This is a genomic window from Allokutzneria multivorans, from assembly GCF_039537405.1.
In the GTDB taxonomy this organism is placed as follows: Bacteria; Actinomycetota; Actinomycetes; order Mycobacteriales; family Pseudonocardiaceae; genus Allokutzneria; species Allokutzneria multivorans.
Genome location: NZ_BAABAL010000019.1, coordinates 586,562 through 612,019, shown reverse-complemented (window position 1 = coordinate 612,019; position 25,458 = coordinate 586,562). Strand labels below are relative to the sequence as shown.

The window sequence follows — 25,458 nt, the reverse complement described above, 5'->3', positions numbered from 1 at the left end:
CTCGCAGTAGTCAGGTCCGATTGTCAGTGCCGTCCTGGCGCAAGTCTGCCTGATTCGATCCAGTTGGCCGACCCCAGGTCCGGGGTGACCCTGTGCCAGGGGGTGCCCGGAGATCGCCGAGTTCACGCACCATGATGCGGGTTACCTAGACGTAGTCCCATCCGGGCGAGCACTTCGACCCGAACGGCGGAGTCCCTTGCTCCACCCCGCCGCCCCCTCCGCCTTCACTTTCCACCCCGTCAACCCACAATCTCCCCCGGCCCACGCCCCCACCCGCCCTCATCACCCGGTGGCGCGACATACCCAATGTGACATTTGTTTCGCCAGACGTAACCAATGCCGCATTGGGTTCACCACCACCTCCGGGTCCGCCCGAGGTTCTGCGCTCTTCAAGACCCCCAAGCCCGATTTTTGGCGGTCGCCAACCGCCACGAACCCCGCGTACCCGGAGGTTCGCAGGCCTTGAAGACCGTCGACCCTGACTCCCGGGGGTCCCTAACCGCGCCAAACTCTCGCGTTCGCGGAGGTTGGGTGGTCTTGAAGACCACTGACCGTCGGCGAACGTGGGATTGCCTGCAATGTTTTGCAGGCTTCGCTGGGAATCTTGCCAACCGGGGCGGGGGGCGAAGTACAGTTCGGTCGCGTGAGAGCACTGCGCCGGTTCACCGTCCGCGCCAGTCTGCCGGAGCCGTTGGCGGCTCTCGGGCGGCTGGCGACCAACCTCCGCTGGGTCTGGCACCAGCCGACCCAGGACCTCTTCGCCTCGGTGGACGCCCAGGCGTGGGAACGCCTCGACGGCGACCCGTTGCGGCTGCTCGCCGAGGTCGCGCCGGAGCGGCTCCATGAGCTCGCCGCCGACGAGGGCTTCCTCGTGCGGACCGCGGCCATCGCCGACGACCTGGACCGCTACCTCGACTCCGGCCGCTGGTACCAGCGCCGCCGCGAGGAGACCGAGGGCATGCCGTCCTCGATCGCCTACTTCTCGATGGAGTTCGGCGTCACCGAGGCGCTGCCCAACTACTCCGGCGGCCTCGGCGTCCTCGCGGGCGACCACCTCAAGGCGGCCTCCGACCTCGGCGTCCCGCTGATCGGCGTCGGCCTGCTCTACCGCTCCGGCTACTTCCGCCAGTCGCTGTCGCACGACGGCTGGCAGATCGAGCACTACCCGGTGCTCGACCCGCGCGCGCTGCCGCTGGAGCCGCTCACCGAGCCCTCCGGCGCGCCGATCCTGGTGCACGTGGCCATGCCGGACGACCGCGTTCTGCGCGCCCGCGTGTGGAAGGCGCAGGTCGGCCGCGTCCCGCTGCTGCTGCTGGACTCCGACGTCGAGGAGAACGACGAGGACCTGCGCGGCGTCACCGACCGGCTCTACGGCGGCGACCAGAACCACCGCATCCGCCAGGAGATCCTGGCCGGTATCGGCGGCGTCCGCGCCGTGCGCGTGTTCTGCGAGCTGACCGGCCACGCGCAGCCGGACATCTTCCACACCAACGAGGGCCACGCGGGCTTCCTCGGCCTCGAACGCATCCGCGAGTACGTGGCCTCGGGCGAGCTCGATTTCGACCAGGCACTCTCCACCGTCCGCGCGGGCACCGTGTTCACCACGCACACCCCCGTCCCCGCGGGCATCGACCGCTTCCCGGTCGACCTCGTGCGTCACTACTTCGGCGCGGGTGGAGACGGTCTGCTTCCGGGCGTTCCGGTCGACCGCGTGATCGCGCTCGGCGCCGAGGAGAACCCGGGCCTGTTCAACATGGCGCACATGGGCCTGCGCCTCGGACAGCGCGCGAACGGCGTCTCGCAGCTGCACGGCCGCGTCAGCCGCGAGATGTTCAGCAGCCTGTGGCAGGACTTCGACGTCACCGAGGTCCCGATCGGCTCGGTCACCAACGGCGTGCACGGCCCGACCTGGGCGGCCACCGAGATCAGCAAGCTGCTCGGCGAGTCCGACCCGGACCTGGTCGACAAGGGCGTCGGCATCCACGGCTTCGAGCCGGTGACCGACGAACGCCTGTGGGAGCTGCGCGGGGAACTGCGCGGCCGCCTCGCCCAGGAGATCCGCCGCAGGCTGCGCGCGTCCTGGGTGCAGCGCGGTGCCTCCAACCTGGAGCTGGGCTGGACCGACTCGGTCTTCGACCCGACCGTGCTGACCATCGGTTTCGCCCGGCGCGTGCCCACGTACAAGCGGCTCACGCTGATGCTGCGCGACCCGGAGCGGCTGCGCGCGCTGCTGCTGGACCCGGAACGCCCGGTGCAGCTCGTGGTCGCGGGCAAGTCGCACCCGGCCGACGACGGCGGCAAGGCGCTGATCCAGCAGATCGTGCGCTTCGCCGACGACCCCGAGGTGCGGCACCGCATCGTCTTCCTGCCGGACTACGGCATGTCGATGGCGAAGTACCTGTACTGGGGCTGCGACGTCTGGCTGAACAACCCGCTGCGGCCGTTGGAGGCGTGCGGCACCTCGGGCATGAAGTCCGCGCTCAACGGCGGTCTCAACCTGTCCATCAAGGACGGCTGGTGGGACGAGTTCTTCGACGGCGACAACGGCTGGGCGATCCCCACCGCTGACGGCGTCGTCGACCCGAACCGCCGGGACGACCTGGAGGCGACGGCGCTCTACGAGCTGATCAGCACCAAGGTCGCGCCGATGTTCTACGACCGGGGCGAGGACGGCGTTCCGGCCCGCTGGATGGGCAAGGTGCGGCACACGCTGGCCTCGCTCGGCCCGCAGGTGCAGGCCTCGCGCATGGTCAAGGAGTACGTCGAGACGCTCTACACCCCGGCTGCCCGTTCGGCGGCCGCGGTCGGGGAGTACGCCTACAACGGCGCGAAGGAGCTGGCCTCCTACCGCGCCCGGCTCGACGCCGCGTGGTCCTCGGTGCGCGTCATGGAGACCACCTTCTCCGTCAACGGGAACAGCGCGGCGCCGCTGCTCGGCTCCAAGGCGTCGGTCACCGCGCGCGTGGAGCTCGGCGGTCTCGACCGCACGGAGATCGAGGTGCAGGCGGTCGTCGGGCGGGTCGACGACTCCAACGAGCTGCGCGACGTGGTCTCGGTGCCGATGGACCTGGTCTCGCCCGGCGAGTACAGCGCCGAGGTGGAGCTGCCGTACGCCGGTCCGACCGGCTACACGGTCCGCGTCCTGCCGAAGCACGAACTGCTCGCGTCACCGGTAGAGCTCGGCAAGGTCGTTCTCGCGACCTGATGCCGTGAAGGCGGTGGGCGGCCCCTGGTGGCGGGGGCCGCCCACTACGTCACTTCGGCGCCTGCGTGAACGTTCCGTCCGTGCCGATCCTGCCTGTGGAGTCCCTCACCACCACACGCAGTTCTACGCGTGCGCCCGCCGTTGCTCCGGGCAGCTTGCCGAGGTCCGCGTAGACCCGGTACGGCCCTGCGTCGTCAGTGCCGAGAATCGTCCAGTTCGTTTGTCCCGCAACGCGTGCTGCGAACGTTGCCTGGGCGCGTGGGACTTCCAAGACTTCGGCGAGCAACCCTGTGCGCCCGTCCTTCGCAGGCGCCAACAGGGAAAGTTTCGGCTTCGGAGCCGCCTGTGCGACGGGAACGGGCTTGTCGCTGCGGAACACTGAGACCGACAACGGGGGCACAGTCACCTTCACAGTGCCGTTGGCTCCGCTGGTCGGACCGGTGCCTGTGGACGGGAAGTCCTGCCGGAAGGCGAAGTCCGCCGCGGACACAGTGACGTCCACCGTGCGTGCTTCGGTCGCAGAGTTCGCAGTAACCAGGTACTCGTGCCCTGTCACCGAATCAATGCGGCTGTAGGCCACTACGTCCGCGTCGGCGTGCCTCATGACCTGATTACCGCGCTTCCACACCGGATTCGCGGCCTTATAAGCACTGAGTGAGCTCAGCTGTTGGTACAGCGGGTGCGTGGTGTCGAAATTGTCCCGCGCCGGAGTGCTGGCCGTGCCGACCTGAGCCTGCCCCAAGTGCTCTGCGACCTTCGTGGGGAACATGTCCTGGCGTGCGTCCGCGTCACCACCGGTGCCTGTGAAGCCCTGCTCGTCGCCGTAGTAAACGATCGGATTTCCGCGCCATAGGTACAAGAGCGCGTTGCCGAGCCGCAGTCGGTCCAGCAGCTCTTGGTCACTGATGCCAGGACGGTCCCGCCGGAGCATCCACGCGAGTCTGCCGGTGTCGTGGTTGCTCAGGAAGGTGTTGAGCGAGTACGCGTTCGAGTCGGCATCGGTGTACAGGTCGTCGGCGTCAAGTGCCTGTGCGAGCAGCGAGGCGCCCTTGCCCGCGACGAACTGCGACGCCGCGCCCTGGAACGGGAAGTCCAGGACGGACTGCATCCGCCCGGCGGTGGTGTAGTGCGAGGTGTGCGTCGGATCGCCGGTCAGGTCCTCACCGAAGATGAAGAAGTCGTGCTTGCCGCGCGCGTTCGCGTGGGCCTTCACCGCGGGCGCGAACGCCTGCCAGAACTCGGTGTTGACGTGCTTGACGGTGTCCACCCGGTATCCGTCGATGTCCATCGAGTCGATCCAGTCGGTGTAGATGCGGCGCATGCCTTCCACGACCCTGGGGTGCTCCGTCATCAAGTCGTCGAGCCCGAAGAAATCGGCGAACAGCAACTGCTCCCCGGCGAAGTCCGACGCGTCGCCGCGGTTGTGGTACAGCGTGCGGTCGTTGAGCCATTCCGGCTTCTTCCGCTGCGCTGAGGCTTCGTCGTGGAACTTCGGCACGTAGGGGAAGGACTTTTCCACGGAGAGTTTCGGGAAGTCCTGTCGTCCCGCCATCGCGGCGATGTCGAAGGGCTTTCCGTCGGCGTCGCGATAGGGCGACTCGGTGAGTGTGCGGTACGGGTGGGCGCCGTCGAAACCGATGACGTCGGCTGTGTAGTGCGCGGTGATGTCGAAGAAGACTTTGATCCCGCGCGCGTGCGCCCTGTCGACCAGTGCGCGCATTTCCTGCTTGGTGCCGAAATGCGGGTCGAAATCGGTGAAATCGGTGATCGCGTAGCCGTGGTAGGCCGCGAAGGCGGTACCCCCGCCCGCGTCGACTACCCAGCGGTTGCGGAACGGCGGGTTGATCCACAGCGCCTTGACGCCCAGCCCGGTCAGGTAGTCGAGCTTGCCGCTGAGCCCCGCGAGGTCGCCACCGTGGAAGAAGTGCTTGTCAGCGGGGTCGAACCCGTGTTGGAGCCGGTCGCCCGCGTCGAGCCCGCCTCGGTCGTTGCCCGCGTTGCCGTTGGCGAAGCGGTCGATCATCGCCATGTAGAACGGGACGCCGGACAGGTCTGCCCGCAGCGAGTCCTGGGCCAGTTCTGCGTCGCCTGTGCGCGTCGCGATCGGTGCCGGAGTCGCGGCGACAAGAGCCGCGACGGCGGCGAGACCGCACAGAATGCGAATGCGGCGCACATTTCCTCCCCTGCGCGAAACATCTGAATGCGCGCAGGGTAAGACACGATCAGGGGATTGCGGGAGTTCCTCCGGGCTTGGTAGGCAACCCAGCCGCCCGCCACGCGCGGAAACCGCCGACGAGATCAGTTGCACTGTTCAACCCGACCCGGCGCAGATCACGTGCGGCGAGGCTGGAGGAATAGCCCTCGTTGCACACCACGACCACCAGGGAATCAGGCCGGACTTCGGAAATGCGGTGCGATCCGGTCGGGTCCAGCCGCCATTCCAGGTGAATGCGCTCGATCGGCAGCGCGCCCGGGATCTCGCCTTCCTCGGCCCGGTAGGAGTGCGGGCGGATGTCGACGATCAGCGCGCCGTCCTTCTGCGCGGCGAGGGCTTGCTCCGGCTCCAGCCGGTCGATCTCCGCGCGGGCCTCGTCAAGGAACTCTTCGATGCTCATGCCTGCGGAGCCTCCGTGTACGCCTCAAGGCTGGTGTACTCGTTCGTCGGCAGCAGCGGCGGCGAGTACGCGTGCACGCTCGCGGCGTTCAGCGCGCCCGTGTTGCGCACCTGGTGCGCCCGTCCCGGACCGAAGCCGACGCCCGTGCCGAGCTTGCGCGTCGCGCCACGGACGGGGCCTGTCGGATAGCGGTAGTCCTCGCGCAGTTCGCCCCGGTACACCGTGAACGAGCCGGACGCGCCGCCGTGGTCGTGCGGTTCGGTGCCCTGGCCCGGCATCCAGGAGAGCAGCCACAGCTCCACCTCGTCGGTCAGCGCCAGGCGCGCCCACCAGCGCTGCTCCGGCACGTACTCCAGGACGCCGGCGAGCTGGTCCTCGAACACGGCAGCCACGTTCTTGGTCAGCCCGAGCAGTTCGCTGGCCGTCCACAGTGGACGGCGCGGGGAGATGAAGTCCCGCAGCAGTGGAAGGTCGAGCGCCGGATGGATCTCCGGCGCGGACAGCGAAACGGCCATGTGTGCGCTCCTGGTTCAGGGAGTTGAGGGAGAACCGGAACGCGGCGCGGCGCGGGAATCAGCGCGCAGTTCGAGGCGCGATCCCGCGAAAGGATCTTCGGGTTGGGTCCGTGATCACATGCCACGCCGCGTGCACGTACACGCACAGCTGGTCAACCGCGCCTGGTCGAGCGGCAGGTTGTTCCACAGCAGCGAGCGGATCACAGCGCGATGCTGCCACAGTGCGGTCCGCGCCGACCAGCGGTTCCGCATGCTGGACAAGGACTCTGATGTGGTTAGCCCGATCCCTCGGTGATCTGGCTCGGTGAGCTGTGCGAGCGGGCCGCTGACGCAGGAGCGCTTCGCGGAGCCGGAGTTGGAGCTGCCGCTCGACCTGGCCGTGACCGCATGAGTTGGGCGGGTCGGAACGGTGGTTCCGACCCGCCCGGTCGCACAAGGGGGCACTAGCCCCAGACGTGCAGTTCGTACATGTTGCGGAAGAGGTCGTAGGTGCACGTGGCGCCGACGTCGCCGCTGCGGATCTTGGCCGCGTCCGCTTCGCAGTCGGCCTCGGTGAAGTACAGGGTGTTGGCCGAGGCCGTACCGGCAGCGCCGGTGAGCAGGATGCCGACAGCGGCAGCGACGGCGGTGAGTCCGCCGATGATCTTGGTGGTCATGCGCACATGATTGCGCTCAACGGGCGATTGACAGGAATCGCTTCGGTTGCGGGTGAAACCGTTGGGATCAGAAGCTTCGGACGTACAGGTCGTACATGTCCCTCATGGAGTTGTAGGGGCACTTGGCATCGCCGTCGCTTCCGCGGAACCGGTCCGCGTCGGACTCGCACTCGGTCCAGGTCCAGTACGAGCCGTAGTACTTCCAGTCGCCCGCGTGAGCGGTTCCCGCGGTGCCGGTGAGCATGATGCCGACAACTGCGGCGGCGGCGGTCAGGGTGCCGACGATCTTGTTGGTCATGCGCGGCAGGGTGCGCGAGCCTCGCCGGTACGTGAAGGCCATTCACTTCAACGTGAAACTGCTTCCGGTTGTCACGTCCTCACTTTGAGCACCAGGAAGGTGCGCGCAGGCACCGTCAGCGTGGTTCCCGAGGTCAGCGGGCTCATGTCCGCCGGAACGCCGTCGGCGGTGCTGGTGTCCAGAACCGGTTCGTAGCAGCGGCCGTACTCGTCGGGGGGCGTGTTGATCCGCGCGGGCTCGGCGCCGGAGTGCAGCACGAGCAGCCACGAGTGGTCCTCCAGCGGTTCTCCGAGGCGGGAACGGCCGCGGCAGTCCTCGCCGTCGATCCACATCATCAGCGTGCGCCGCGAGTCGTCGAACCAGTCGGTCTCGGTCATCTCCCGCCCGTCGGCGTGCAGCCACACGAGGTCGGGCATGCCGCTGGGGGTCTCGCGGCCGTCGAAGAACTCGGCCTGCCGCAACGCGGGGCAGTCGGCGCGCAGGGCGACCACGCGCCTGGCGAAGGTCAGCATCGCCTCGGACGCGTCGGTCGGCGCCCAATCCATCCAGGACGTCTCGTTGTCCTGGCAGTAGGCGTTGTTGTTGCCGCCCTGCGTCCGCCACATCTCGTCGCCCGCGGTGATCATGGGTGTCCCGGTGGACAGCACGAGCGTGGCGAACAGGTTGCGGGCCTGGCGCGCGCGCAGCTCCAGCACCGAGACCTCGTCCGTCGAACCCTCGGCGCCGCAGTTCCACGAGCGGTTGTCGTCGGTGCCGTCGCGGCCGTCCTCGCCGTTGGCCTCGTTGTGCTTGTGGTTGTAGGACACCAGGTCGCGCAGCGTAAAACCGTCGTGCGCGGTGACGAAGTTGATGGACTGCCACGGGCGGCGCCCGCTGAGGTCGTACAGATCGGAGGAGCCGGAGAGCCGGTAGGCCAGCTCGGCCACCCCGGTCGCCGAGCGCCAGAAGTCGCGCACGGTGTCGCGGTAGCGCCCGTTCCACTCCGCCCACTGAACGCCGAAGTCGCCGACGCGGTAGCCCTCGCCGGTGGCGTCCCACGGCTCGGAGATCAGCTTGCGCTGCGACAGCACGGGGTCGGTGGTGATCGCGGTGAGCAGCCCCGCGTTGCGGTCGAAGCCACCGCCTCCGGGCCGTCCGAGCACGCTGGCCAGGTCGAACCGGAACCCGTCCACGCCAAGCTCGCTCGCCCAGTAGCGCAGCGAGTCGGTGACCAGACGCACGACAGTCGGCGAACCCGCGTCCAGGGTGTTGCCGCAGCCGGTCAGGTCGAAGCCGCCACCGTTGGCCGAGTGCAGGTAGTACGCGGGCGCGTCCAGGCCGCGAAAGCTCAGTGTCGGACCGCCTAGTCCGCCTTCGCACGTGTGGTTGAACACGACGTCCAACAGCACCTCGATGCCCGCGGCGTGCAGCGCGGCGACCATGGTGCGGAACTCTTCGACCTCGCGACCGGGCTCGCTGGCGTACGCGGCGTGCGGTGCGAGGAAACCGAGCGTGGAGTAGCCCCAGTAGTTGTTCCGACCCTGTGCGGTCAGTCCGGGCTCGTCGACGAACGAGTGCACGGGCAGCAGCTCGACGGCTGTCACGCCCAGCCGCTGGAGGTGCTCGATGACTGCTGGGTGTGCCATGCCGAGATAGGTGCCGCGTTGGTGCTCCGGTACCTCGGGGTGCGACTTGGTGAAGCCCTTGACGTGGACCTCGTAGATGACTGTCTCTTCCCACGGCACATTGGGCGCAGTCCCCGTGTCAGCGCCACCGGGCGCAGTGACCCGTGAAAGCGGCACGCTGCCGAGCGAGTCGACAGCGGACGGAGTCCAGTCCATGTACTCGCCGACGTAACCGAGCGCCGCGTCGACATCGGTCAGCGTTCCGGAGATACGGCGCGCGTAGGGGTCGACTAGCAGCTTTGCGGGATTGCAGCGAAGACCGCGCGTCGGGTCGTAGGGACCGTGCACGCGGAAGCCGTAAAGCTGCCCATCGGTCACACCGGGCACCAAACCGTGCCAGACGCCGAAAGTGCGCTCTGTCAGCTCCACGCGCCTTTCGACCAGGTTATCGTCGATCAGGCAGACCTCGACGGCGTCGGCGATGGAGGACGCCACGGCGAACCGGACGCCACCACCCTCGGGGTGGGCCCCGAGCGGGAACGGGCGACCGGCCAGGACAGGGTGTTCGTGGTCGGCTGTCACGCACAAGATGATCCACGATCCGGAGCTGATCAAGGGGCGGTGGCAGGCCCGGATCGGGGGATCGCAAGAATGGGTCCCGTGACCGAGCGCGCAGCGATGCAGTCCACCGCGGGCGACGGGGTGGACGTGACCGACCTAGTGGTGCGCATGGACGGCGTCGGCGTCCGAAGGGCCCGCACCTCCCTGCTCCGAAAGGTCGACTGGCGCGTCGAGCTGGACGAACGCTGGGTGGTGCTCGGCCCCAACGGCGCGGGCAAGACCACGCTGCTGAAGCTGGCGGGCGCCGAGATGCACCCCTCCACCGGCCAGGTCAACGTGCTCGGCGAGAAGATCGGCCGCACCGACGTCTTCGAGCTCCGGCCGAGGATCGGGTTCTGCTCGGCCGCGCTCGCCGCGCGTGTCCCCGGCGAGGAGCAGGTGCGCGACCTCGTGGTCAGCGCCGGCTACGCGGTGCTCGGCCGCTGGCGCGAGCAGTACGACTCGATGGACACCGACCGGGCGGACGAGCTGCTCAAGGCCATGGGCATCGCGCATCTCGGCGATCGCACCTTCGGCACGCTGTCCGAGGGCGAGCGCAAGCGCACGCTGATCGCACGCGCGCTGATGACCGACCCCGAGCTGCTGCTGATGGACGAGCCCGCGGCGGGCCTGGACCTTGGCGGGCGCGAGGACCTGGTGATGCGGTTGTCCGCGCTGGCCATGGACCCCGACGCGCCCGCGATGGTGCTCGTGACCCACCACGTTGAGGAGATCCCGCCAGGGTTCACCCACGCCATGCTGTTGCGCGAGGGCGGCGTCGTGGCTCAGGGACTGCTCACCGACGTGCTGACCGAGCACAACCTGGCGCAGACCTTCGGTCAGGACCTGGCGTTGCAGCGCTCGGGTGACCGCTATTTCGCCTGGCGTCGAGCGTGATCCCTACCGTTCGGTAGCCTGCGACGGACGGGCCCGGACACCGGGTCCGCGAGGAGCGAGGAGGTTCTCGGCGTGGGCGAGTTCGTCAGGCTCGAGGTCGACGGCGCGATCGGCACCATCCGGTTGGACCGTCCGCCGATGAACGCCTTGAACCAGCAGCTGCACCTGGAGATCAGGGCCGCCGCGCAGGAGGCTGCCGAGCGCGCCGACATCCGCGCGGTGATCGTCTACGGCGGCGAGAAGGTCTTCGCGGCCGGCGCGGACATCAAGGAGATGGCCGATCTCTCCTACGGCGAGATGCTGGACTGGGGCGGCAGCCTGTCCACCTCGCTGAGCGCGGTCGCGGCCATCCCGAAGCCCACCGTCGCCGCGATCACCGGCTACGCGCTCGGCGGCGGCTACGAGCTGGCGCTGACCTGCGACCGCCGCATCGGTGGCGACAACGCCAAGGTCGGCCAGCCGGAGACACTGCTCGGCGTGATCCCCGGGGCGGGCGGCACGCAGCGCCTCGCCCGGCTGATCGGTCCGGCCAAGGCCAAGGACGTGATCTTCACCGGCCGCTTCGTGAAGGCGGAGGAGGCCCTGCGCATCGGCATGCTGGACGAGGTCGTCGCGCCGGACGAGGTCTACCTGGCCGCGCGCCGCTGGGCCGAGCAGTTCGCGAACGGCCCGGCCCGCGCGCTCGCGGCGGCCAAGGCGGCGGTGGACATCGGCCTGGACGGCGACCTGAACACCGGCCTGCGCCTGGAGACCCAGCTGTTCGCGGCGTTGTTCGCGACGGAGGACCAGAAGGCGGGCATGCGCTCGTTCATCGAGAACGGCCCTGGGAAGGCGACCTTCAGTGGCAAGTAGCGATCCGAAGCCCAACCCGCACGCCACGGCGGAGGAGGTGGAGGCGGCCTGGAAGGACCCGAAGCTGGCCAACGTCCTCTACCACGACTGGGAGGCGGGCACCTACGACGAGAAGTGGTCGATCTCCTACGACGAGCGCTGCATCACCTACGCGACGGGGCGCTTCCGCGCGGTCGCCGGTGAGCGGGACTGGCCGTACGAGCACGCGCTCGAACTGGGCTGCGGCACGGGGTTCTTCCTGCTGAACCTGATGCAGGGCGGTGTGATCAAGCGCGGTTCGGTCACCGACCTCTCGCCGGGCATGGTCGAGGTCGCGGTGCGCAACGCCGAGGCGCTCGGGCTCGACGTGGACGGGCGGGTCGCCGACGCGGAGACGCTGCCCTACGACGACGACACCTTCGACCTCGTCGTCGGGCACGCGGTGCTGCACCACATCCCGGACATCCCCTCGGCCATGAAGGAGATCCTGCGGGTGCTCAAGCCCGGCGGGCGCTTCGTGTTCGCGGGCGAGCCGACCAAGGTGGGCGACTTCTACGCGCGCAAGCTCGGCCAGCTCACCTGGTGGGCCACCACGAACCTGACCAAGCTGCCGCCGCTGAACGGCTGGCGCAGGCCGCAGGAGGAGCTGGACGAGTCCTCGCGCGCCGCCGCCTTGGAGGCCGTGGTGGACCTGCACACCTTCGACCCGGACGAGCTGGAGCGCACCGCTCGGGCGGCCGGGGCGACGGACGTGCGCGCGGTGACCGAGGAGCTGGCGGCGGCGTTGTTCGGCTGGCCGGTGCGGACCTTCGAGGCCGCCGTCCCGCGCGAGAAGCTGGGCTTCGGCTGGGCGACGTTCGCCTACCAGGCGTGGCAGCGGCTGACCTGGCTGGACGAGAACCTGCTGGCGAAGGTCATGCCGCGCAACGTCTTCTACAACGTGCTCATCACCGGGAACAAGCCGGTCTAGTGGGCTACGGGTTCACGGCCGAGGACGTGGAGTTCCTCCGGTCCTCGGCGGGGGGAGAAGCGTTGCGGGCGGCGGCGGAACTGCCGCTCATGCCCGCGTCGCGGCTGAACGACGTGGCGTCGGCGCGGCGGATCGCGGGGGAGCGGTTCGCCGCGGCGGTGCTGGAGACCGCCGTGCTACGGCGACGCACAGCGTCCAAATTGGACGGTGTCGAGTCGTGGTTGCTGACCGAGGACGCCGCGCAGCAGGCAACGGCCTCCGTCGTGGCCCGGCACCGCGCGGGACGCCTTGAGGGACGCGACGTCCACGACGTGACGTGCTCCGTCGGAGCCGACCTCATCGCGGTCGCTGCCGTCGCGGACCGGTGCGTCGGGTCCGATGTGGACGGTGTCCGGCTCGCGATGGCCCAGCACAACTGCGAGGTGTCCGGCGCGTCCGTCGGCCTGCTGCGCGCCGACGCGTTGCGCCCGGTGAGCCGGGGCACCGTCGTGCTCGCGGACCCCGCTCGGCGTGACGGGGCGGGTCGGCGGAAGTGGCGGCCGGAGGACCTGGTGCCGCCGCTCGGTGACCTGATGTCGGCCTATCGCGGCCGGGACATGGCTGTGAAGTGCGCGCCAGGACTGGATTTCGCGGCCGTGCCGTGGGCGGGCGAGGTCGAGGTCGTCTCGCTGGCGGGGCAGGTGCGCGAGGCGTGCGTGTGGGTCGGTGCCCCAGCGACCTTCGGTGTGAGCAGGCGCGCGACGGTGCTCGGGCCGGAAGGTCCACTGTGGACCGTCACGGACGCCGAGTCCGACGCGTGCCCGACGCGCGAGGTCGGCGAGTGGATCATCGACCCGGACGGCGCGGTGGTGCGGGCGGGTCTTGTTCGGCACTACGGCGCGCGGCACGGGCTCGGCCAGCTCGACCCGCGCATCGCCTACCTCACCGGGGACACCCCGCCTCGCGGTGTTCGCGCGTTCCGCGTGCTGGAGCACGGCAAGTACAACGAGAAGACCCTGCGCGCGCTGCTGCGCGAACGCGGTGTCGGGCGGCTGGAGATCCTGGTGCGGGGCTTGGACATCGACCCCGACGCGCTGCGCAGGCAGTTGAAGATCAGCGGCCCTGAGGAGGCGACCGTCGTGCTGACCCGCGTCGGCGACACGCCCACCGCGTACCTGTGCCGCGCCGAGCGGGTGTGAGCTTTTCCTAACCGGACCGTCCGGGAGGAACACGCCAAGCCGGTCGTATCGGGTTGAGCGCTCGCGTGTCGCGGCCTAGCTTTCCCGCATGGCCAGTCGCACCGCCGCCCTCGTGATCGCAGCAGGGCTGATCGTCGGTTCCGTCGCACTCTCCACTTCGGACGGTGCTGACGCCGCGGGCAAACCCAAGGAGCCCGCCAACATCGGCCAGGTGAAGAACGACGTCAAGCAGTACTACGGCGACTACCTCGACTCGGCCGGCAAGCACCACGCCTCCGCGACGAGCGCGTGGGCCAAGCAGACCGCCAATGAGATCAACTCCGCACGCCGCTGGCTGGAGCGCAGGCTCGCCGACGGCGTGAAGAACCCGGCCATCGTGCTCGACATCGACGACACCTCCGAACTGACCTACGGCTTCGAGGCCGAGCGCGATTTCGGCTTCGACCAGGCCGCCTTCGACAAGGCGATCAACGCGGGCGAGTTCCCGGCGATCGAGCCGACGCGCGAGCTGACCCAGTGGGCGAGCAAGCGCGGCGTGCACGTCTACTTCCTCACCGGGCGCAAGGAGAACGTGCGCGAGGGCACGGTGAAGTCGTTGCGCAAGAACGGTTTCCCCGAGCCCAAGGCGCTGTTCCTCAAGCCGTCGGACAAGCCGCTCCCGTGGTTGGCGTGCGGACTGAGCTGCAACACCGTGCAGTACAAGTCCGGAACGCGCGCGCACCTGGAGAGCCAAGGGGAGACCGTGCTGCTCAGCGTCGGTGACCAGTACAGCGATCTTGAGGGCGGGCACGCCGAGCGCACGGTGAAGCTGCCCAACCCCATGTACTACCTGCCGTGACCGCCCGCCCGGCCCACGCGCCGGAGGGTCAGGAGCGGCCGAGAAGGCGGTTGAGGACGGTGGCGCGCACGCCGTCGAAGTCCGCGTCGACCGCCACGTCGATGCGGCGGCCGGGCGCGTTGAGCCTGCGATCGGCGATGGTCGCACCTCGCGCCGGGCCGAGGTCGCACAGCACGTCCACCGGAAGCGAAGTGGTGCGCAGCGTGCCGGGAGCCACCGCTTCGAGCACGGCGACGGAGTCGTGCAGCGCCGCGCTGTCCTCGCCGTAGAACTCGAGGTAGCGATTGCGGTAGTGCTCCATCACCTTGGCCAGCGTCGTGGCCGCGACACCGCCCGTGGCCAGTTCGGCGAGCCACGGCCCGTCCACCGAGCAGCGCAGCGTCACGTCCAGCGGAACGAGGGTGACCGGCACGTCCTCCTCGGCCAGCACCCGGCGCGCCGCCTCGGGGTCGCTCCAGATGTTGAACTCCGAGGTGGCCGTGGTGTTGCCGCCCGCGAACGCGCCGCCCATGACCACCACCCTGGCGATCCTCGGCTTGAGCTCGGGGAAGGACGCCAGCAGCAGCGCGATGTTGGTCAGCGGCCCGATCGCCGCGATCGTCACCGGCCGCTCCGCCGCGCGCAGCACCCTGGCTAGCTGCTCCACCGCGCCCACCGGCTCCACCGACCGCGCGGCCTCGGGGAGCAGACCGGACTGCCCGCCGAGCCCGTCTACGCCGTGCCACTCCTCCGCGCGGTGCAGCATCGCGTGCGCGAGCGGCCGGTCCGCCCCTGCCGCCACCGGCACGTCCTCGCGGCCGACCAGCCGCAGCACGCGCAGCGCGTTGGCCGAGGTGATCTCGGGTCCGACGTTGCCGAACACCGTGGTCACCGCGAGCAGCTCCACCTCGGGGCTGTTCGCGGCCAGCAGCAGCGCGACGGCGTCGTCGATACCCGGGTCGGTGTCGATGACGAGCGGGGTCCGGTCGGCGGGAGGCATGCTCATGCCGCATATCCTGCCCGCTGACAACGCTGAGGAACGAACCTGATTGCGGGGACGGCGGATGACCAGCATGTGGGGCGCACCGTTGCGGGCCAGGTGGGACCTCGGCCGACGGCGGGATCCCCAGCAAGCCAGGTTCCTCACCCTGGCCTCGGTGCGCTGGGTGATCCGCAACAAGGCGTGGACGCCGTGGTACCTCGTCCGCTACTGGCGGCTGCTGCGCTTCAGGATGGCCAACCCGCACATCGTGCTGCGCGGCATGGTCTTCCTCGGCCGCGACGTGGAGATCCACTGCAAGCCCGGCTACGGCCGGATGGAGATCGGCCGGTGGGTGCACATCGGTGACGGCAACGCCATCCGCTGTCACGAGGGCTCGCTGCGCATCGGCGACAAGGCCGTCTTCGGCAGGCAGAACACCGTCAACTGCTACCTGGACATCGAGCTGGGCGCCGCCACCCTGGTCGCCGACTGGGTCTACATCTGCGACTTCGACCACGTCACCGCGGACATCACCAGGCCCATCAAGGACCAGGGCATCGTGAAGTCCCCCGTGCGCATCGGGCCCGACACCTGGCTGGGCACCAAGGTCACGGTCCTGCGCGGCACCCGCGTCGGCCGGGGCTGCGTGCTCGGCGCGCACGCGGTGGTGCGCGGAGACATCCCGGACCACGCCATCGCGGTCGGTGCCCCCGCCAGGGTCGTCCGCAACCGCGTCGCCGACTACGAGGCGGACGCCGAGCGCAGGGCCGCCGTCGCGGACATGTCCCGCAAGGCCGGCGAAGCCGTGCAAAGGGCTCTAGACAACTCCTGAGCTGGGTTTCTCCTCGATCACGCGCGCGTTGCGGACGGGTGCGCGCCCCTCCCTCAATGCTCCACATCGGACATACCGTCGCCTCCTCCGTCATCGGCCGATGGCGGTGCCACGTCGGGGACGAGTCGTCGGAGCACGCCATGCGCACATCCGAAACCGGTGCCATGCGCACCACCTTCCTGTTGCTGCCGCTCGCCCTGGTCCTCGGCGCCTGCGGTGTCGCCCCGAGCGCGGGCCCGGCGCCGACGACCACCACGAGCTCCGCCGCGCTGTTCACGACGGTGCCGAGCACGACGGTCCCCACGACCACGACCACCACGACCACGACGGAGATCACGACGACGGTGCCACCAGCTCCACCAGCTCCACCAGCACCCCCGGCTCCGCCCGCTCCGCCCGCTCCGAAGCAGACGACCACCAAGCCCAAGGTCATCACCACCACCAAGCCGAAGCCCGCTCCGCAGCCGGGCACCGACCCGAGGTTCGGCACGTGCAAGGAGGCCAAGTCCAAGGGCTTCGGCCCCTACCGCAGAGGGATCGACGTCGAGTACGGCTGGTACCGCGACGCCGACTCCGACGGCATCGTCTGCGAGTGAAACGGCACGCCCCCACGTGCAATCGTCCACAGTGGACCAAACTCGCCCGAGCGCCGGAGCGGACGCGTGATCAGGTTGCCTTCGCTGGCCGGCCATGGCGACGCGGTCGGGGTGCGTGGCCGGAATCGCCCGCGCACCTGCGCGCTGCTCAGCGGTTCGATGCGGTCGTGGGTGTGCCGTCGACGTGGTGCGGCGGCGGAATCAGCTGACACCGTGGCGTTGTCCGAGTGCGAGTTAGGTACCGACGCCACTGTCCACAGTGGACATCGCGGGGGTGGAGGACAGGCGGCGGCCCGGAACGTCCGGGTCGCAGCCGACCTTCACGAGGCGGGCGCGGATCGACGAGCGGGAGCGGCCGAAGAGCTCGGACAGCTCGCTGATCACCACCGTGCCCGCGGTCGGGTCCACGCCGTCGGCCAGCCAGTGCTCCCGGAGCTGGACGTCCAGCTCGGCGGCCCACGGGGCGTTGGCGTTCGTCGCCGCCCGCGCGCCGCGTTTTCGGTTCTTGCGCGGGTCGTGCAGTCGGGACAGCGCCTCCATCACCTCGGACAGCAGCTGCCCGCAGGGGACGAGCCCGTGCGCGGGGAGCACCAGCTCGCCCGTGGCGATGGAGTCGCCGTCGAGGTCGGTTCCGGACAGTTCGATCGCGACGTGCTCGCCATCGCCGATCCGAGCGCGGACCGCGAAGGTGCAGTCACCGGCCTGCACATCGCCTTGGTAATCCAATGAAATAGCCATGGCCCGACGGTAGGCACACCGCCGCCGCACTCAGTTCCACCAAGGCCGACCGCCAGACCTCAGTGTCGCCCGAAAGCGTTACCTGAAGCGATTTTCGGCCGACCCAGCACCTTCTCGGGCCCCCGCCGAGCCCCCGCGTACACCGCAGCGGTCCCCAAAGCGATCTTCGCCCAATCGAAATCGCTGCTCAACCGGGCCTTGGCAGCCTTGGCCCGTCGCCGAGCGGCAGCGGGATCATCAAGAACGGCCCGCACCCCGGCGGCCAGAACGTCGATGTCACCGGGCGGGAACGACAATCCAGTCACACCATCGAGTACAACCTCACCCAAACCCCCCGCAGTCGACGCGACGAGCGGAGCCCCGGCAGCGGCGGCCTCCAGCGCGACGATGCCGAAGGGCTCGTACCGGCTGGGCAGCACCACCGCGTCGGCGGCGGCCAGGGACGCGGCGAGGTCCCGGTCGGAGAGGTGGCCGACGAACTCCACCGAGCGCAGCACGCGGTGCTTGCGCGCCTGCTCGACGAGCCAGTCCGCCCCGGTCCCCTTGCCCGCGATCACCGCGCGCGTACCGGGATGACTGCGCCGGATCCTGGGCAGCGCGGCCAGCAGGTCGTGCACGCCCTTCTCCCACTCCAACCGCCCGAAGAACAGCAGGAACGGGGTGCCGTCTGGGGAGAAGCGCCGCTTCGCCGCCTCGATGTCGGAGGGCCGGACGCGCCAGCCGCGCGGCTCGATGCCGTTGTGCAGCACCGTGACCGCGTCCGGATCGATGTCGAACAGCGCCGCGGCCTCGTCGCGCATCGCGGCGGAGCAAGTGATCACCGAATCCGCGCTGTTGGCCAGCCACCACTCCACGGAATGGATCTGCTGGTTCAGCGGCTGGGAGAGCCAGCCGTTGTAGCGGCCCGCCTCGGTGGCGTGCACCGTCGCGATCAGCGGGGCGCCCGCGACCTCGGCCAGCGTCACCGCCGCGTGCGTGACGAGCCAGTCGTGGGCGTGCACCACCTCGGGCCGCCACTCGGCGAAAAGCCGCAGCCCCGCCCTGGTCATCGCGTGCCCGATGCCCAGCGTCCAGGCGACCAGGTCCTGTTCGAAGCTCAGGTGCGGCGGGTCCTCTGCCACCCTCACCAGGCGCACGCCGTCGGCGATCTGGTCGGAGGTGGGGTGGGTCTCCGCATCGGTACCGAAGGGCTGGCGGCACAGCACGACCACCTCGTGCCCCTGTGCGGCGAGCTGCCGCGCCAGCGCGTGGACGTGTCTGCCCAGCCCGCCGACCACCACGGGCGGGTATTCCCAGGACAACATCAGTACGCGCATGTTCAGACATCCTGACAGGTCGGCGCGGTGCTCCCGCGCGGTGGCACATGCGGTTCTCGAATGTGCGTCAGCCCGGTACTCGGGGGTAACGTCCGCGTACCACCAGTCCTTGGAGGCCGCCGCCATGTGGTTCTACGTTCTGCTCGGCATCGTCGTTGTCGGATTGCTCGTCGCAGCTTTTCTCGACCGCAAGGCCAAGAAGACCCGAGGTGAGCTGAGGCCCAGCCCTCTCGACCCTGAAGGCCACCGGGCGAAGATCGAGCCTGGTTTTGTGCGGCCGGAGTCCTCCATGATCGTGCCAACGTCGGACTCCTAGAGCGCTCTGGCGTCGAGATGGCCGAACGGACCGTCCTGCTGTCGTAGGCGCGCAGCCAGTTCTTCGGCCTTCAATGCGTCTCCGTAGCCGATGAGCCGTGCCAGTTCGTCGAAGCGCTCGGTGTGCACGTGCGCGCGATGGCGCGCGTAGTCGGCTGCGGAGTCCTTGGTCACCATGAACGCCCAGTCGCTCGACAACGCGAGCAGTGCTTCACGCACGAGCTGGTCCTGAGCGGCACTGCGGACGCTTCCGGGCGCGACCGTGGCCAGAAGCTTCTTTTGGAGTTCAGCGCCGGACGACACGAGATCGGCGACCTTTTCGCCGTCCCAGACGCGCCAGTCCTTTCCGGAGCCCCATGAAGAGGCTGGCAGATCCACCGGACCACTGACGAGCCCTGCTTCCGTAGCGCCGCGCAGGGTCGTCACGTGCACACCGGCTTCCGGCAGACCCCGTAGAACGGCCTCAAGCCACGCGGGGCCTTCGTGCCACCAGTGACCGTAAAGCTCCGTGTCGTACGCGGCGACAACGTGCGCCGGTCTGCCGTGCTGGTCCCGCAATGACTTCAAGCGCCGCACTACGACATCGATGAAGTCTTCGGCGTGCTTCTGGACCGTTTGTGCCGCCAACTCAGGGTCGTACGGTTTCTTGTCCTCTGGAGATACCTGCTTGCCGGTCACGCGCGACGGCTTTAGACCAGAGGGATGATCGTAGGTGTGGAAATCTTTATAAGCCGCATCGCCGGGATATCCGGCCTTCGGCGACCATACGCGATAAGTGACTTCGAGATCGCGGCCGAAGCACACGACGTCGGAAGAACCCACTGTGCGGCCGAAAGCGGTGTTGCCGTGCAAGGCCGGTCCGTCAACTAGGAACCGCTTTACGCCAGCTGCGGCGTAACCGTCTTCCATGCCTGGCTCGTAGCCGCACTCCGGAGCCCAAATGCCTTCGGGTGTATGGCCGAGTCGGAGCTGAGTGTCTGCCAAGCCGGTGCGTAAGGCGAAGGCGCGGATGCGCGGGTCAAGCAACGGCTGGAACGGATGCGTCGCGGGGCCGCCGATCAGCTCGATCACGCCGTTGTCGACAAGCGGCCTAAGCACGGGAGAGAAGCCGTGGCGCCACCGCGACTCGAACTCCTCGATCGCCTTGGCAGCGCGCTGGTGCTCGTCGGCGGCCAGAGAGCGCAACAAGGGGTCCGCAGTGCGCCACTGGCCTGCGGCGAGCTGTGCGCGCAGTTGCCAGTTTCCGAGCCACAGGTGGAATTCCCGCAAGCAGTACGGGTCGTCCAACTGCGCGGCCAGAACCGGCGTCACGCCGAGCGTCAGGACGTCGCTGCGCCCTTCTTCGCCGAAACGACGCAGCATGTCCACGATCGGCAGGTACGAGTGCGCCCACGCCTGGTGCAGCCACTCCTCGCCAACCGGCCAGGAACCGTGGTGCGCCAACCACGGCAGGTGGCTGTGCAGGACGAAGCTGAACGATCCGAGCTTCACGGGCGCACCGCCACTGCGATGAGGTCAAGGCTCACATCAAGGTCTTCGTCGGTCAGCACGAAGTCCGACGCCGTGATGGAACCGATGTCGCGCAACAGATCCGGTGGCCACACGCCGTCACCGAGCACCACGCGCACCTGGGCGTCGATGATCGAGCCTTCATAAGCCGTCTCCAGCGAACGCAGGCGCGGGCCGTGGTGCAGGCCGAGCAGCCGCTCCGTCACGAAGCCCGCCTCGGTGAGCAGCGAGTCCAGCTCGGACGGCGCGAGTTCCCTGGTGTGAAAGGGATTCAGGGGTGTGTCGCGGCCAGGGGAGAAGGTGATCCGGTTCGGCGTGCTGATCAGCAGTCGCCCGCCGGGACGGAGCACGCGCAGGCACTCGCGCAGGAATCCGGGCTGGTCCCACAGGTGCTCGATGACCTGGAAGTTGACCACGACGTCCACTGTGGACGAAGCGAGCGGCAGGCTGGCCAGGTTGCCGCGCAGCGCGACGACCTCGGGATAGGCCGTCGCCACGTGCGCGGAGGTCAGCTCGTCGTAGTCCAGCGCGATGACGCGGTCGGCGACGTCGGCGATGACGCGTGCGCCGTAGCCCTCGCCGCAGCCCGCCTCCAGCACGCGCGCGCCCGCGCAGTGTTCCAGGAGGGCGAGATACGCGATCTCGTGCCGTCTGAACCAATAATTCTCTTCAAGTACACCTGGAACAGTGCGTTCGCCGGTCAGCGGCAGGGGCTCAAGCTCACGCGTCACGCACGCACACTACCGGCCAGTAGTGTCAGCAGGGAGAGATGCTGACGCCGAGCGCCCCGGGGCCTGTATGCGCCCCGATGATCGCGCTGGTCTCCGCGAGCAGGAACTCGTGTCCTAGGGGGATCTCCTCGCGCAGGCGCTCGATCAGCTCTTCCGCGCGCTCGCGCGATGCGAAGTGCTCAACTGCCACGTCAACTGGCCGACCTGATGTGTGCAGTGCGGCGAGCGCGGCCAAGCGGGAGATCGCGCGCTCGGTACCGCGCACGCGCTCTAAGGGCTCGATTCGGCCTTCGTTGAGCGCGAGCAGGGGCTTGATGGACAGCGCCGAGCCGATGACCGCCTGTGCGGCGCTGATCCGGCCGCCGCGGCGCAGAAACTCCAATGTGTCCACGTAGATGAGCGAGCTGGCGTTGCCAAGCCTGTGGTTGACGATGTCGAGGACCTCGCGCGGGCCCGCGCCCGCCATCGCCGCTTCGGCGGCCGCGATCGCCGCGAAGCCCACGACCATCCCGCACGCTCGCGAGTCGATGACGTGCACCGGTACTCGCGTGTGCCCTGCGGCCTCGCGCGCGGTTGCGCAGGTCTGGGACAGCTCGGTGGACAGGTGGATCGACACCACCGCTTCCACTCCGGCCGCTGCGGCGTTCTGGTAGGTCCAGAAGAACGCGGCGGCCGGTGGCGGGGCGGTCGTGATCTGCTCCCGCGCGCGCATTGCGGAGACCAGCTCTGCCGTGGGCACTCGTGCCTCGTCGGTGGCGGTGTCGCCGACCTGGAGTTGCAGTTGCACCACTGTGATGCCCAGGCGCCGCGCCAGCTCCGGGGGAAGCGAAGCGGTGGAGTCGGTCACCACGGCCACTCGCCGATTCATGAACGTGAGGCTAACTCCGATTTGGCGCGAAATGAGGAGGTGGGCGTCGGAGGGCCGTGCTACTCATCACACATGAGCGAAGAACTGGTGCGGATCAGGCACATCACCGTCGACTGCGCCGACCCGTACGCGCTGGCGAGCTTCTGGAGCAGGGCGACCGGCTGGCCGATGAGCGAGGACGACGAGCCGGGCGATCCCGAGGCGTTGCTGGAGCCGGGCGTGGGACCGGGGCTGCTGTTCATCCGCGTTCCCGAGGGCAAGGCGGTCAAGAACCGGCTGCACCTGGATCTTCAGCCGCAGGGGCGCACGCGGGACGAGCACGTGGAGTGGCTCGTCGGGATCGGTGCGGCGGTCTTCGACGACCAGCGGCGGCCGGATGGCCTGGGCTGGGTCACGATGACCGATCCCGAGGGCAACGAGTTCTGCGTGGAGCGCAGCGCCGCGGAGCGCGCTTCGGGGTGAGAACCGTCACGCGGGGTGTGCGTGGCTCGGACATTACTGACGGGTAACCTGTGCGTAAGCAAGGCCACAAGTGCCGTGCGTGCAACGGCATGGCAGGGTCAGCAGCAATTCCCGTCACAGACGCGCCCGCCGCGAGTTGTCAGGAGGTCGAAGGGGACCTATGAACATCGTCGTCCTGGTCAAGCAGGTGCCAGACACCTGGTCCGAGCGCAAGCTCACCGACGGAGACCACACCCTGGACCGCGAGGCCGCTGACGCGATCCTCGACGAGATCAACGAGCGCGCGCTCACCGAGGCCCTGCGGCTGAAGCAGGAGCTCGGCGGCGAGATCACCGCCGTCTGCATGGGCCCGGAGCGCTCCACCGACGCGATCCGCAAGGCGCTGTCGATGGAGGCCGACAAGGCCGTGCACCTCTCCGACGAGGCGCTGCGCGGGTCCTGCGCGGTGCAGACCGCCAAGGCCCTCGCCAAGGTGATCGGCACGCTCGACTCCGTCGATCTGGTCATCGCGGGCAACGAGGCCACCGACGGCCGCACCGGCGCGATCCCGGCCATGCTCGCGGAGCTGCTCGGCATCGCCCAGCTGACCCACGCCAGTAAGGTCACCGTCGACGGCGGCACCGTCACCATCGAGCGCGAGACCGACGAGGGCAAGGCCACCGTCCAGGCCGCGCTGCCCGCGGTGGTCAGCGTGACCGAGAAGATCTGCGAGCCGAAGTACCCGTCCTTCAAGGGCATCATGGCCGCGAAGAAGAAGCCGATCGCGAAGCTGACGCTGGCCGACGCCGGTATCGACGCCGGCGAGGTCGGCATCGCCAACGCCCTTTCCAAGGTCGTCGAGGCCGCCCCGAAGCCGCCGCGCTCCGGTGGCCAGCGGGTCACCGACGAGGGTGACGGCGGCGTGAAGATCGCCGAGTACCTGATCGCCCAGAAGCTCGTCTGATCGGAATCGAGGAGAACATGTCCGAGGTACTCGTTCTCGTCGACCACGTCGACGGCGAGATCAAGAAGGTCAGCTTCGAGCTGCTCGCGGCCGCGCGCCGCATCGGTGAGCCCTCGGCCGTCGTGGTCGGCGCTCCCGGCACCGCGGCCAAGCTGAAGGAGTCGCTGGCCCAGCACGGCGCGGCCAAGGTCTACGTGGCCGAGTCCGACACCGCGGCCGACGAGCTGGTCACCCCGAAGGTGGGCGTGCTGGCGTTGCTGGTCGCCTCCGCCTCGCCCGCGGCCGTTCTGGTCTCGGCGACGCTGGAGGGCAAGGAGGTCGCCGGGCGGCTCGCCGTGCGGATCGACTCCGGTCTGCTCACCGACGCCGTGGACGTCGCGGCCGACGGCTCTGTCACGCAGTCCATCTTCGGTGGCGCGTTCACGGTGAAGTCGCAGTCCACCACCGGCGTCCCGGTGATCAGCGTGCGCCCCGGCGCCGTTGAGGCCGAGCAGGTCGACGGCGCCGCTGCCGAGGAGACCGTCGAGGTCCCCTCCACCAGCGCTCCCGCCAAGATCGTCAGCCGTGAGCCGGTCGTCGGCGGCGACCGCCCCGAGCTGGCCGAGGCCTCCGTGGTCGTCTCCGGTGGCCGTGGCGTCGGCAGCGCGGAGAGCTTCGAGGTCGTGGAGAAGCTCGCTGACGCGCTCGGCGGTGCTGTCGGCGCCTCGCGCGCCGCGGTCGACTCCGGCTACTACCCGCACCAGTTCCAGGTCGGGCAGACCGGCAAGACCGTCTCGCCGCAGCTGTACATCGCGCTGGGCATCTCCGGCGCCATCCAGCACCGGGCGGGCATGCAGACCTCGAAGACCATCGTCGCGGTGAACAAGGACTCCGAGGCGCCGATCTTCGAGATCTCCGACTTCGGCGTCGTGGGCGACCTGTTCAAGGTCGCGCCGCAGCTGACCGAAGAGGTCGCCAAGCGCAAGGGCTAGGCCCGGCCGTTTCATGGGGAGCCAATTCGTGGGGAGTTCCGGTCCGTCCGGGGCTCCCCACGAGTCGTTCACCGGACTGTCATCCGGGGTCCGTGCGGCCGTATCCGTGGGTCCGGACGCGATCGGTACACCCTGCGTATGGCGCAGCCCAGCGTGCTGCTCAGCACGCAAGAGCACAGGTCCACGTACTCGCTCCTGGTGGCCAGGGACGGTGATGACGTGGTGGCCGCACAGCGGTTGCGGCACCAGGTCTTCGCCGGAGAGATGGGTGCGAATCTGCCCGGTCCCCTCGATAACGAAGACCCGCTTGCGGGGTCGAGCATCGATAGAGACCCCTTCGACGAGATCTGCGACCACCTCCTCGTTCGCGACGACAGAAGCGGACAGATCGTCGGCACCTACCGTGTCCTTCCAGCAGGACGGTCGGAGCGCTGCTACTCCGAGACCGAGTTCGACCTCCGTGCGTTGTCTCCGTTGCGTGCGTCCCTTGCAGAGACAGGTCGTTCGTGCGTGCACCCGGACCACCGCTCCGGCGCGGTGATCGGTCTCGTGTGGGCGGGCCTCGCGCGCTACATGTTGCTTACAGGGCACGAATGGCTCGCTGGGTGTGCTTCTGTGCCGCTCGCGGACGGTGGCGCTTCGGCGGCCGCTGTGTGGGATCGCGTGCAGCAGAAGCACTACGCACCTGAGGACTACCGCGTGCGCCCGTTGACCCCGTGGGACGCTTCGGCCGCTGTGCGCACGCGTAAGGCGGAGATCCCGCCGTTGTTGCGCGCGTACCTGCGGCTGGGCGCGTGGGTGTGCGGGCCGCCCGCGTACGACGCGGACTTCGGTGTCGCGGACTTCTACGTGCTGCTGTCGATGAGCAGGATGGATCAGCGCTACACGCGGTTCTTCCTGGGCGGATGAGGGTTTGTGGTGGTTGAGGACAGTCCTGGCGGGGGTTCGCTGTACTTGAAGATTGTGGAACCCCGCTGGGAGAAAAGGACTGGACCTCCAGTGCGGTGGA

25 protein-coding genes are annotated in these 25,458 nt (G+C 69.0%); 13 read left to right on the top strand and 12 right to left on the bottom strand.

What is annotated here, in order from left to right; translation table 11 throughout:
• Positions 1 to 643 precede the first annotated feature (643 nt).
• On the top strand, positions 644 to 3,205 hold the full coding sequence (gene glgP / locus ABD798_RS30880; RefSeq protein WP_344882650.1) for an alpha-glucan family phosphorylase: 2,562 nt from the start codon (positions 644 to 646) through the stop codon (positions 3,203 to 3,205).
• A 49-nt stretch (positions 3,206 to 3,254) separates the two neighbouring features.
• Here glgP and ABD798_RS30875 read toward each other — a convergent pair whose 3' ends face one another.
• The 6 genes from ABD798_RS30875 to glgX form a co-directional block, all read right to left on the bottom strand.
• Entirely contained in the window at positions 3,255 to 5,378 is a 2,124-nt protein-coding gene (locus ABD798_RS30875; protein WP_344882647.1) for an alpha-amylase family glycosyl hydrolase, read from the bottom strand.
• A gap of 49 nt (positions 5,379 to 5,427) precedes the next feature.
• A complete protein-coding gene (locus ABD798_RS30870) occupies positions 5,428 to 5,820 on the bottom strand; it encodes a rhodanese-like domain-containing protein (RefSeq protein WP_344882644.1) in 393 nt (130 codons plus the stop codon).
• On the bottom strand, positions 5,817 to 6,335 hold the full coding sequence (locus tag ABD798_RS30865) for a cysteine dioxygenase (RefSeq protein ID WP_344882641.1): 519 nt from the start codon (positions 6,333 to 6,335) through the stop codon (positions 5,817 to 5,819). Before ABD798_RS30865 ends, ABD798_RS30870 begins: the two co-directional genes overlap by 4 nt.
• Positions 6,336 to 6,778: 443 nt before the next feature.
• A complete protein-coding gene (locus ABD798_RS30860) occupies positions 6,779 to 6,991 on the bottom strand; it encodes a hypothetical protein (protein ID WP_344882638.1) in 213 nt (70 codons plus the stop codon).
• 67 nt (positions 6,992 to 7,058) lie between these two features.
• Positions 7,059 to 7,289: a hypothetical protein gene (locus ABD798_RS30855; protein WP_344882635.1), complete on the bottom strand. Its 231-nt coding sequence runs from the start codon at positions 7,287 to 7,289 to the stop codon at positions 7,059 to 7,061.
• Positions 7,290 to 7,360: 71 nt separating this feature from the next.
• Positions 7,361 to 9,475 (bottom strand): glycogen debranching protein GlgX, encoded by a 2,115-nt coding sequence (glgX, locus tag ABD798_RS30850; protein WP_344882632.1) that lies wholly within the window; start codon positions 9,473 to 9,475, stop codon positions 7,361 to 7,363.
• 69 nt (positions 9,476 to 9,544) lie between these two features.
• Here glgX and ABD798_RS30845 point away from each other — a divergent pair, with 69 nt between their 5' ends.
• The 5 genes from ABD798_RS30845 to ABD798_RS30825 all read left to right on the top strand — a co-directional run bounded on the left by ABD798_RS30845 (position 9,545) and on the right by ABD798_RS30825 (position 14,207).
• Complete coding sequence (locus ABD798_RS30845; RefSeq protein WP_210407862.1) at positions 9,545 to 10,390, top strand: ABC transporter ATP-binding protein; 846 nt, start codon at positions 9,545 to 9,547, stop codon at positions 10,388 to 10,390.
• A 72-nt stretch (positions 10,391 to 10,462) separates the two neighbouring features.
• A complete protein-coding gene (locus ABD798_RS30840) occupies positions 10,463 to 11,242 on the top strand; it encodes an enoyl-CoA hydratase/isomerase family protein (RefSeq protein WP_344882627.1) in 780 nt (259 codons plus the stop codon).
• Complete coding sequence (locus ABD798_RS30835; protein WP_344882623.1) at positions 11,232 to 12,191, top strand: class I SAM-dependent methyltransferase; 960 nt, start codon at positions 11,232 to 11,234, stop codon at positions 12,189 to 12,191. The genes ABD798_RS30840 and ABD798_RS30835 overlap by 11 nt, the downstream gene beginning before the upstream one ends.
• Positions 12,191 to 13,369 (top strand): THUMP-like domain-containing protein, encoded by a 1,179-nt coding sequence (locus tag ABD798_RS30830; protein WP_344882620.1) that lies wholly within the window; start codon positions 12,191 to 12,193, stop codon positions 13,367 to 13,369. The genes ABD798_RS30835 and ABD798_RS30830 overlap by 1 nt, the downstream gene beginning before the upstream one ends.
• A gap of 88 nt (positions 13,370 to 13,457) precedes the next feature.
• Entirely contained in the window at positions 13,458 to 14,207 is a 750-nt protein-coding gene (locus ABD798_RS30825) for an HAD family acid phosphatase (protein ID WP_344882617.1), read from the top strand.
• 28 nt (positions 14,208 to 14,235) lie between these two features.
• Here ABD798_RS30825 and ABD798_RS30820 read toward each other — a convergent pair whose 3' ends face one another.
• On the bottom strand, positions 14,236 to 15,192 hold the full coding sequence (locus tag ABD798_RS30820; protein ID WP_425549299.1) for a nucleoside hydrolase: 957 nt from the start codon (positions 15,190 to 15,192) through the stop codon (positions 14,236 to 14,238).
• 58 nt (positions 15,193 to 15,250) lie between these two features.
• Here ABD798_RS30820 and ABD798_RS30815 point away from each other — a divergent pair, with 58 nt between their 5' ends.
• Together ABD798_RS30815 and ABD798_RS30810 are read left to right on the top strand one after the other, a co-directional pair.
• The gene (locus ABD798_RS30815; RefSeq protein ID WP_344882614.1) at positions 15,251 to 16,000 is read left to right on the top strand and encodes an acyltransferase; all 750 of its coding nucleotides are present in this window, start codon (positions 15,251 to 15,253) and stop codon (positions 15,998 to 16,000) included.
• A 140-nt stretch (positions 16,001 to 16,140) separates the two neighbouring features.
• Positions 16,141 to 16,596 carry an excalibur calcium-binding domain-containing protein gene (locus ABD798_RS30810; protein WP_344882611.1) on the top strand — a complete coding sequence of 152 codons (456 nt, stop codon included), beginning with the start codon at positions 16,141 to 16,143 and terminating at the stop codon, positions 16,594 to 16,596.
• A 234-nt stretch (positions 16,597 to 16,830) separates the two neighbouring features.
• On the opposite strand, the gene ABD798_RS30805 is transcribed toward ABD798_RS30810, so the two are convergent.
• Positions 16,831 to 17,334, bottom strand: coding sequence for a hypothetical protein (locus ABD798_RS30805; protein ID WP_344882608.1), 504 nt, complete (start codon positions 17,332 to 17,334; stop codon positions 16,831 to 16,833).
• Between the two features lie 59 nt (positions 17,335 to 17,393).
• Positions 17,394 to 18,650, bottom strand: a complete 1,257-nt coding sequence (locus tag ABD798_RS30800) for a glycosyltransferase family 4 protein (RefSeq protein ID WP_344882605.1) — start codon at positions 18,648 to 18,650, stop codon at positions 17,394 to 17,396.
• A 124-nt stretch (positions 18,651 to 18,774) separates the two neighbouring features.
• On the opposite strand from ABD798_RS30800, the gene ABD798_RS30795 reads away from it, so the two are divergent.
• A complete protein-coding gene (locus ABD798_RS30795) occupies positions 18,775 to 18,966 on the top strand; it encodes a hypothetical protein (RefSeq protein ID WP_344882602.1) in 192 nt (63 codons plus the stop codon).
• On the opposite strand, the gene ABD798_RS30790 is transcribed toward ABD798_RS30795, so the two are convergent.
• From ABD798_RS30790 to ABD798_RS30780, 3 genes are read right to left on the bottom strand one after another with little or no spacing between them, the layout of a single operon-like run.
• Positions 18,963 to 20,456: a 1,4-alpha-glucan branching protein domain-containing protein gene (locus tag ABD798_RS30790; protein WP_344882599.1), complete on the bottom strand. Its 1,494-nt coding sequence runs from the start codon at positions 20,454 to 20,456 to the stop codon at positions 18,963 to 18,965. The two genes, ABD798_RS30795 and ABD798_RS30790, sit on opposite strands and share 4 nt — an antisense overlap.
• On the bottom strand, positions 20,453 to 21,205 hold the full coding sequence (locus tag ABD798_RS30785) for a class I SAM-dependent methyltransferase (protein WP_344882596.1): 753 nt from the start codon (positions 21,203 to 21,205) through the stop codon (positions 20,453 to 20,455). The genes ABD798_RS30790 and ABD798_RS30785 overlap by 4 nt, the downstream gene beginning before the upstream one ends.
• Before the next feature lie 25 nt (positions 21,206 to 21,230).
• The gene (locus ABD798_RS30780; RefSeq protein WP_344882593.1) at positions 21,231 to 22,073 is read right to left on the bottom strand and encodes a DegV family protein; all 843 of its coding nucleotides are present in this window, start codon (positions 22,071 to 22,073) and stop codon (positions 21,231 to 21,233) included.
• Positions 22,074 to 22,145: 72 nt separating this feature from the next.
• On the opposite strand from ABD798_RS30780, the gene ABD798_RS30775 reads away from it, so the two are divergent.
• The 4 genes from ABD798_RS30775 (at position 22,146) to ABD798_RS30760 (ending at position 25,358) form a co-directional block, all read left to right on the top strand.
• The gene (locus ABD798_RS30775) at positions 22,146 to 22,535 is read left to right on the top strand and encodes a VOC family protein (RefSeq protein WP_344882589.1); all 390 of its coding nucleotides are present in this window, start codon (positions 22,146 to 22,148) and stop codon (positions 22,533 to 22,535) included.
• A 160-nt stretch (positions 22,536 to 22,695) separates the two neighbouring features.
• Positions 22,696 to 23,478, top strand: a complete 783-nt coding sequence (locus tag ABD798_RS30770) for an electron transfer flavoprotein subunit beta/FixA family protein (RefSeq protein ID WP_344882586.1) — start codon at positions 22,696 to 22,698, stop codon at positions 23,476 to 23,478.
• Between the two features lie 17 nt (positions 23,479 to 23,495).
• Positions 23,496 to 24,449, top strand: coding sequence for an electron transfer flavoprotein subunit alpha/FixB family protein (locus ABD798_RS30765; protein WP_344882583.1), 954 nt, complete (start codon positions 23,496 to 23,498; stop codon positions 24,447 to 24,449).
• Between the two features lie 138 nt (positions 24,450 to 24,587).
• Positions 24,588 to 25,358, top strand: a complete 771-nt coding sequence (locus ABD798_RS30760) for a GNAT family N-acetyltransferase (RefSeq protein WP_344882581.1) — start codon at positions 24,588 to 24,590, stop codon at positions 25,356 to 25,358.
• The last annotated feature ends 100 nt before the right edge of the window (positions 25,359 to 25,458 follow it).

What these genes read in the sequence shown, in the direction of transcription:
- ABD798_RS30870 (WP_344882644.1), bottom strand. Translation starts at nt 5,820, where the DNA reads ATGAGCATCGAAGAGTTCCTTGACGAGGCCCGCGCGGAGATCGACCGG.
- ABD798_RS30865 (WP_344882641.1), bottom strand. Translation starts at nt 6,335, where the DNA reads ATGGCCGTTTCGCTGTCCGCGCCGGAGATCCATCCGGCGCTCGACCTT.
- ABD798_RS30860 (WP_344882638.1), bottom strand. Translation starts at nt 6,991, where the DNA reads ATGACCACCAAGATCATCGGCGGACTCACCGCCGTCGCTGCCGCTGTC.
- ABD798_RS30855 (WP_344882635.1), bottom strand. Translation starts at nt 7,289, where the DNA reads ATGACCAACAAGATCGTCGGCACCCTGACCGCCGCCGCCGCAGTTGTC.
- ABD798_RS30845 (WP_210407862.1), top strand. Translation starts at nt 9,545, where the DNA reads ATGGGTCCCGTGACCGAGCGCGCAGCGATGCAGTCCACCGCGGGCGAC.
- ABD798_RS30825 (WP_344882617.1), top strand. Translation starts at nt 13,458, where the DNA reads ATGGCCAGTCGCACCGCCGCCCTCGTGATCGCAGCAGGGCTGATCGTC.
- ABD798_RS30820 (WP_425549299.1), bottom strand. Translation starts at nt 15,192, where the DNA reads ATGAGCATGCCTCCCGCCGACCGGACCCCGCTCGTCATCGACACCGAC.
- ABD798_RS30815 (WP_344882614.1), top strand. Translation starts at nt 15,251, where the DNA reads ATGACCAGCATGTGGGGCGCACCGTTGCGGGCCAGGTGGGACCTCGGC.
- ABD798_RS30810 (WP_344882611.1), top strand. Translation starts at nt 16,141, where the DNA reads ATGCGCACATCCGAAACCGGTGCCATGCGCACCACCTTCCTGTTGCTG.
- ABD798_RS30805 (WP_344882608.1), bottom strand. Translation starts at nt 17,334, where the DNA reads ATGGCTATTTCATTGGATTACCAAGGCGATGTGCAGGCCGGTGACTGC.
- ABD798_RS30800 (WP_344882605.1), bottom strand. Translation starts at nt 18,650, where the DNA reads ATGCGCGTACTGATGTTGTCCTGGGAATACCCGCCCGTGGTGGTCGGC.
- ABD798_RS30795 (WP_344882602.1), top strand. Translation starts at nt 18,775, where the DNA reads ATGTGGTTCTACGTTCTGCTCGGCATCGTCGTTGTCGGATTGCTCGTC.
- ABD798_RS30780 (WP_344882593.1), bottom strand. Translation starts at nt 22,073, where the DNA reads ATGAATCGGCGAGTGGCCGTGGTGACCGACTCCACCGCTTCGCTTCCC.
- ABD798_RS30775 (WP_344882589.1), top strand. Translation starts at nt 22,146, where the DNA reads ATGAGCGAAGAACTGGTGCGGATCAGGCACATCACCGTCGACTGCGCC.
- ABD798_RS30770 (WP_344882586.1), top strand. Translation starts at nt 22,696, where the DNA reads ATGAACATCGTCGTCCTGGTCAAGCAGGTGCCAGACACCTGGTCCGAG.
- ABD798_RS30765 (WP_344882583.1), top strand. Translation starts at nt 23,496, where the DNA reads ATGTCCGAGGTACTCGTTCTCGTCGACCACGTCGACGGCGAGATCAAG.
- ABD798_RS30760 (WP_344882581.1), top strand. Translation starts at nt 24,588, where the DNA reads ATGGCGCAGCCCAGCGTGCTGCTCAGCACGCAAGAGCACAGGTCCACG.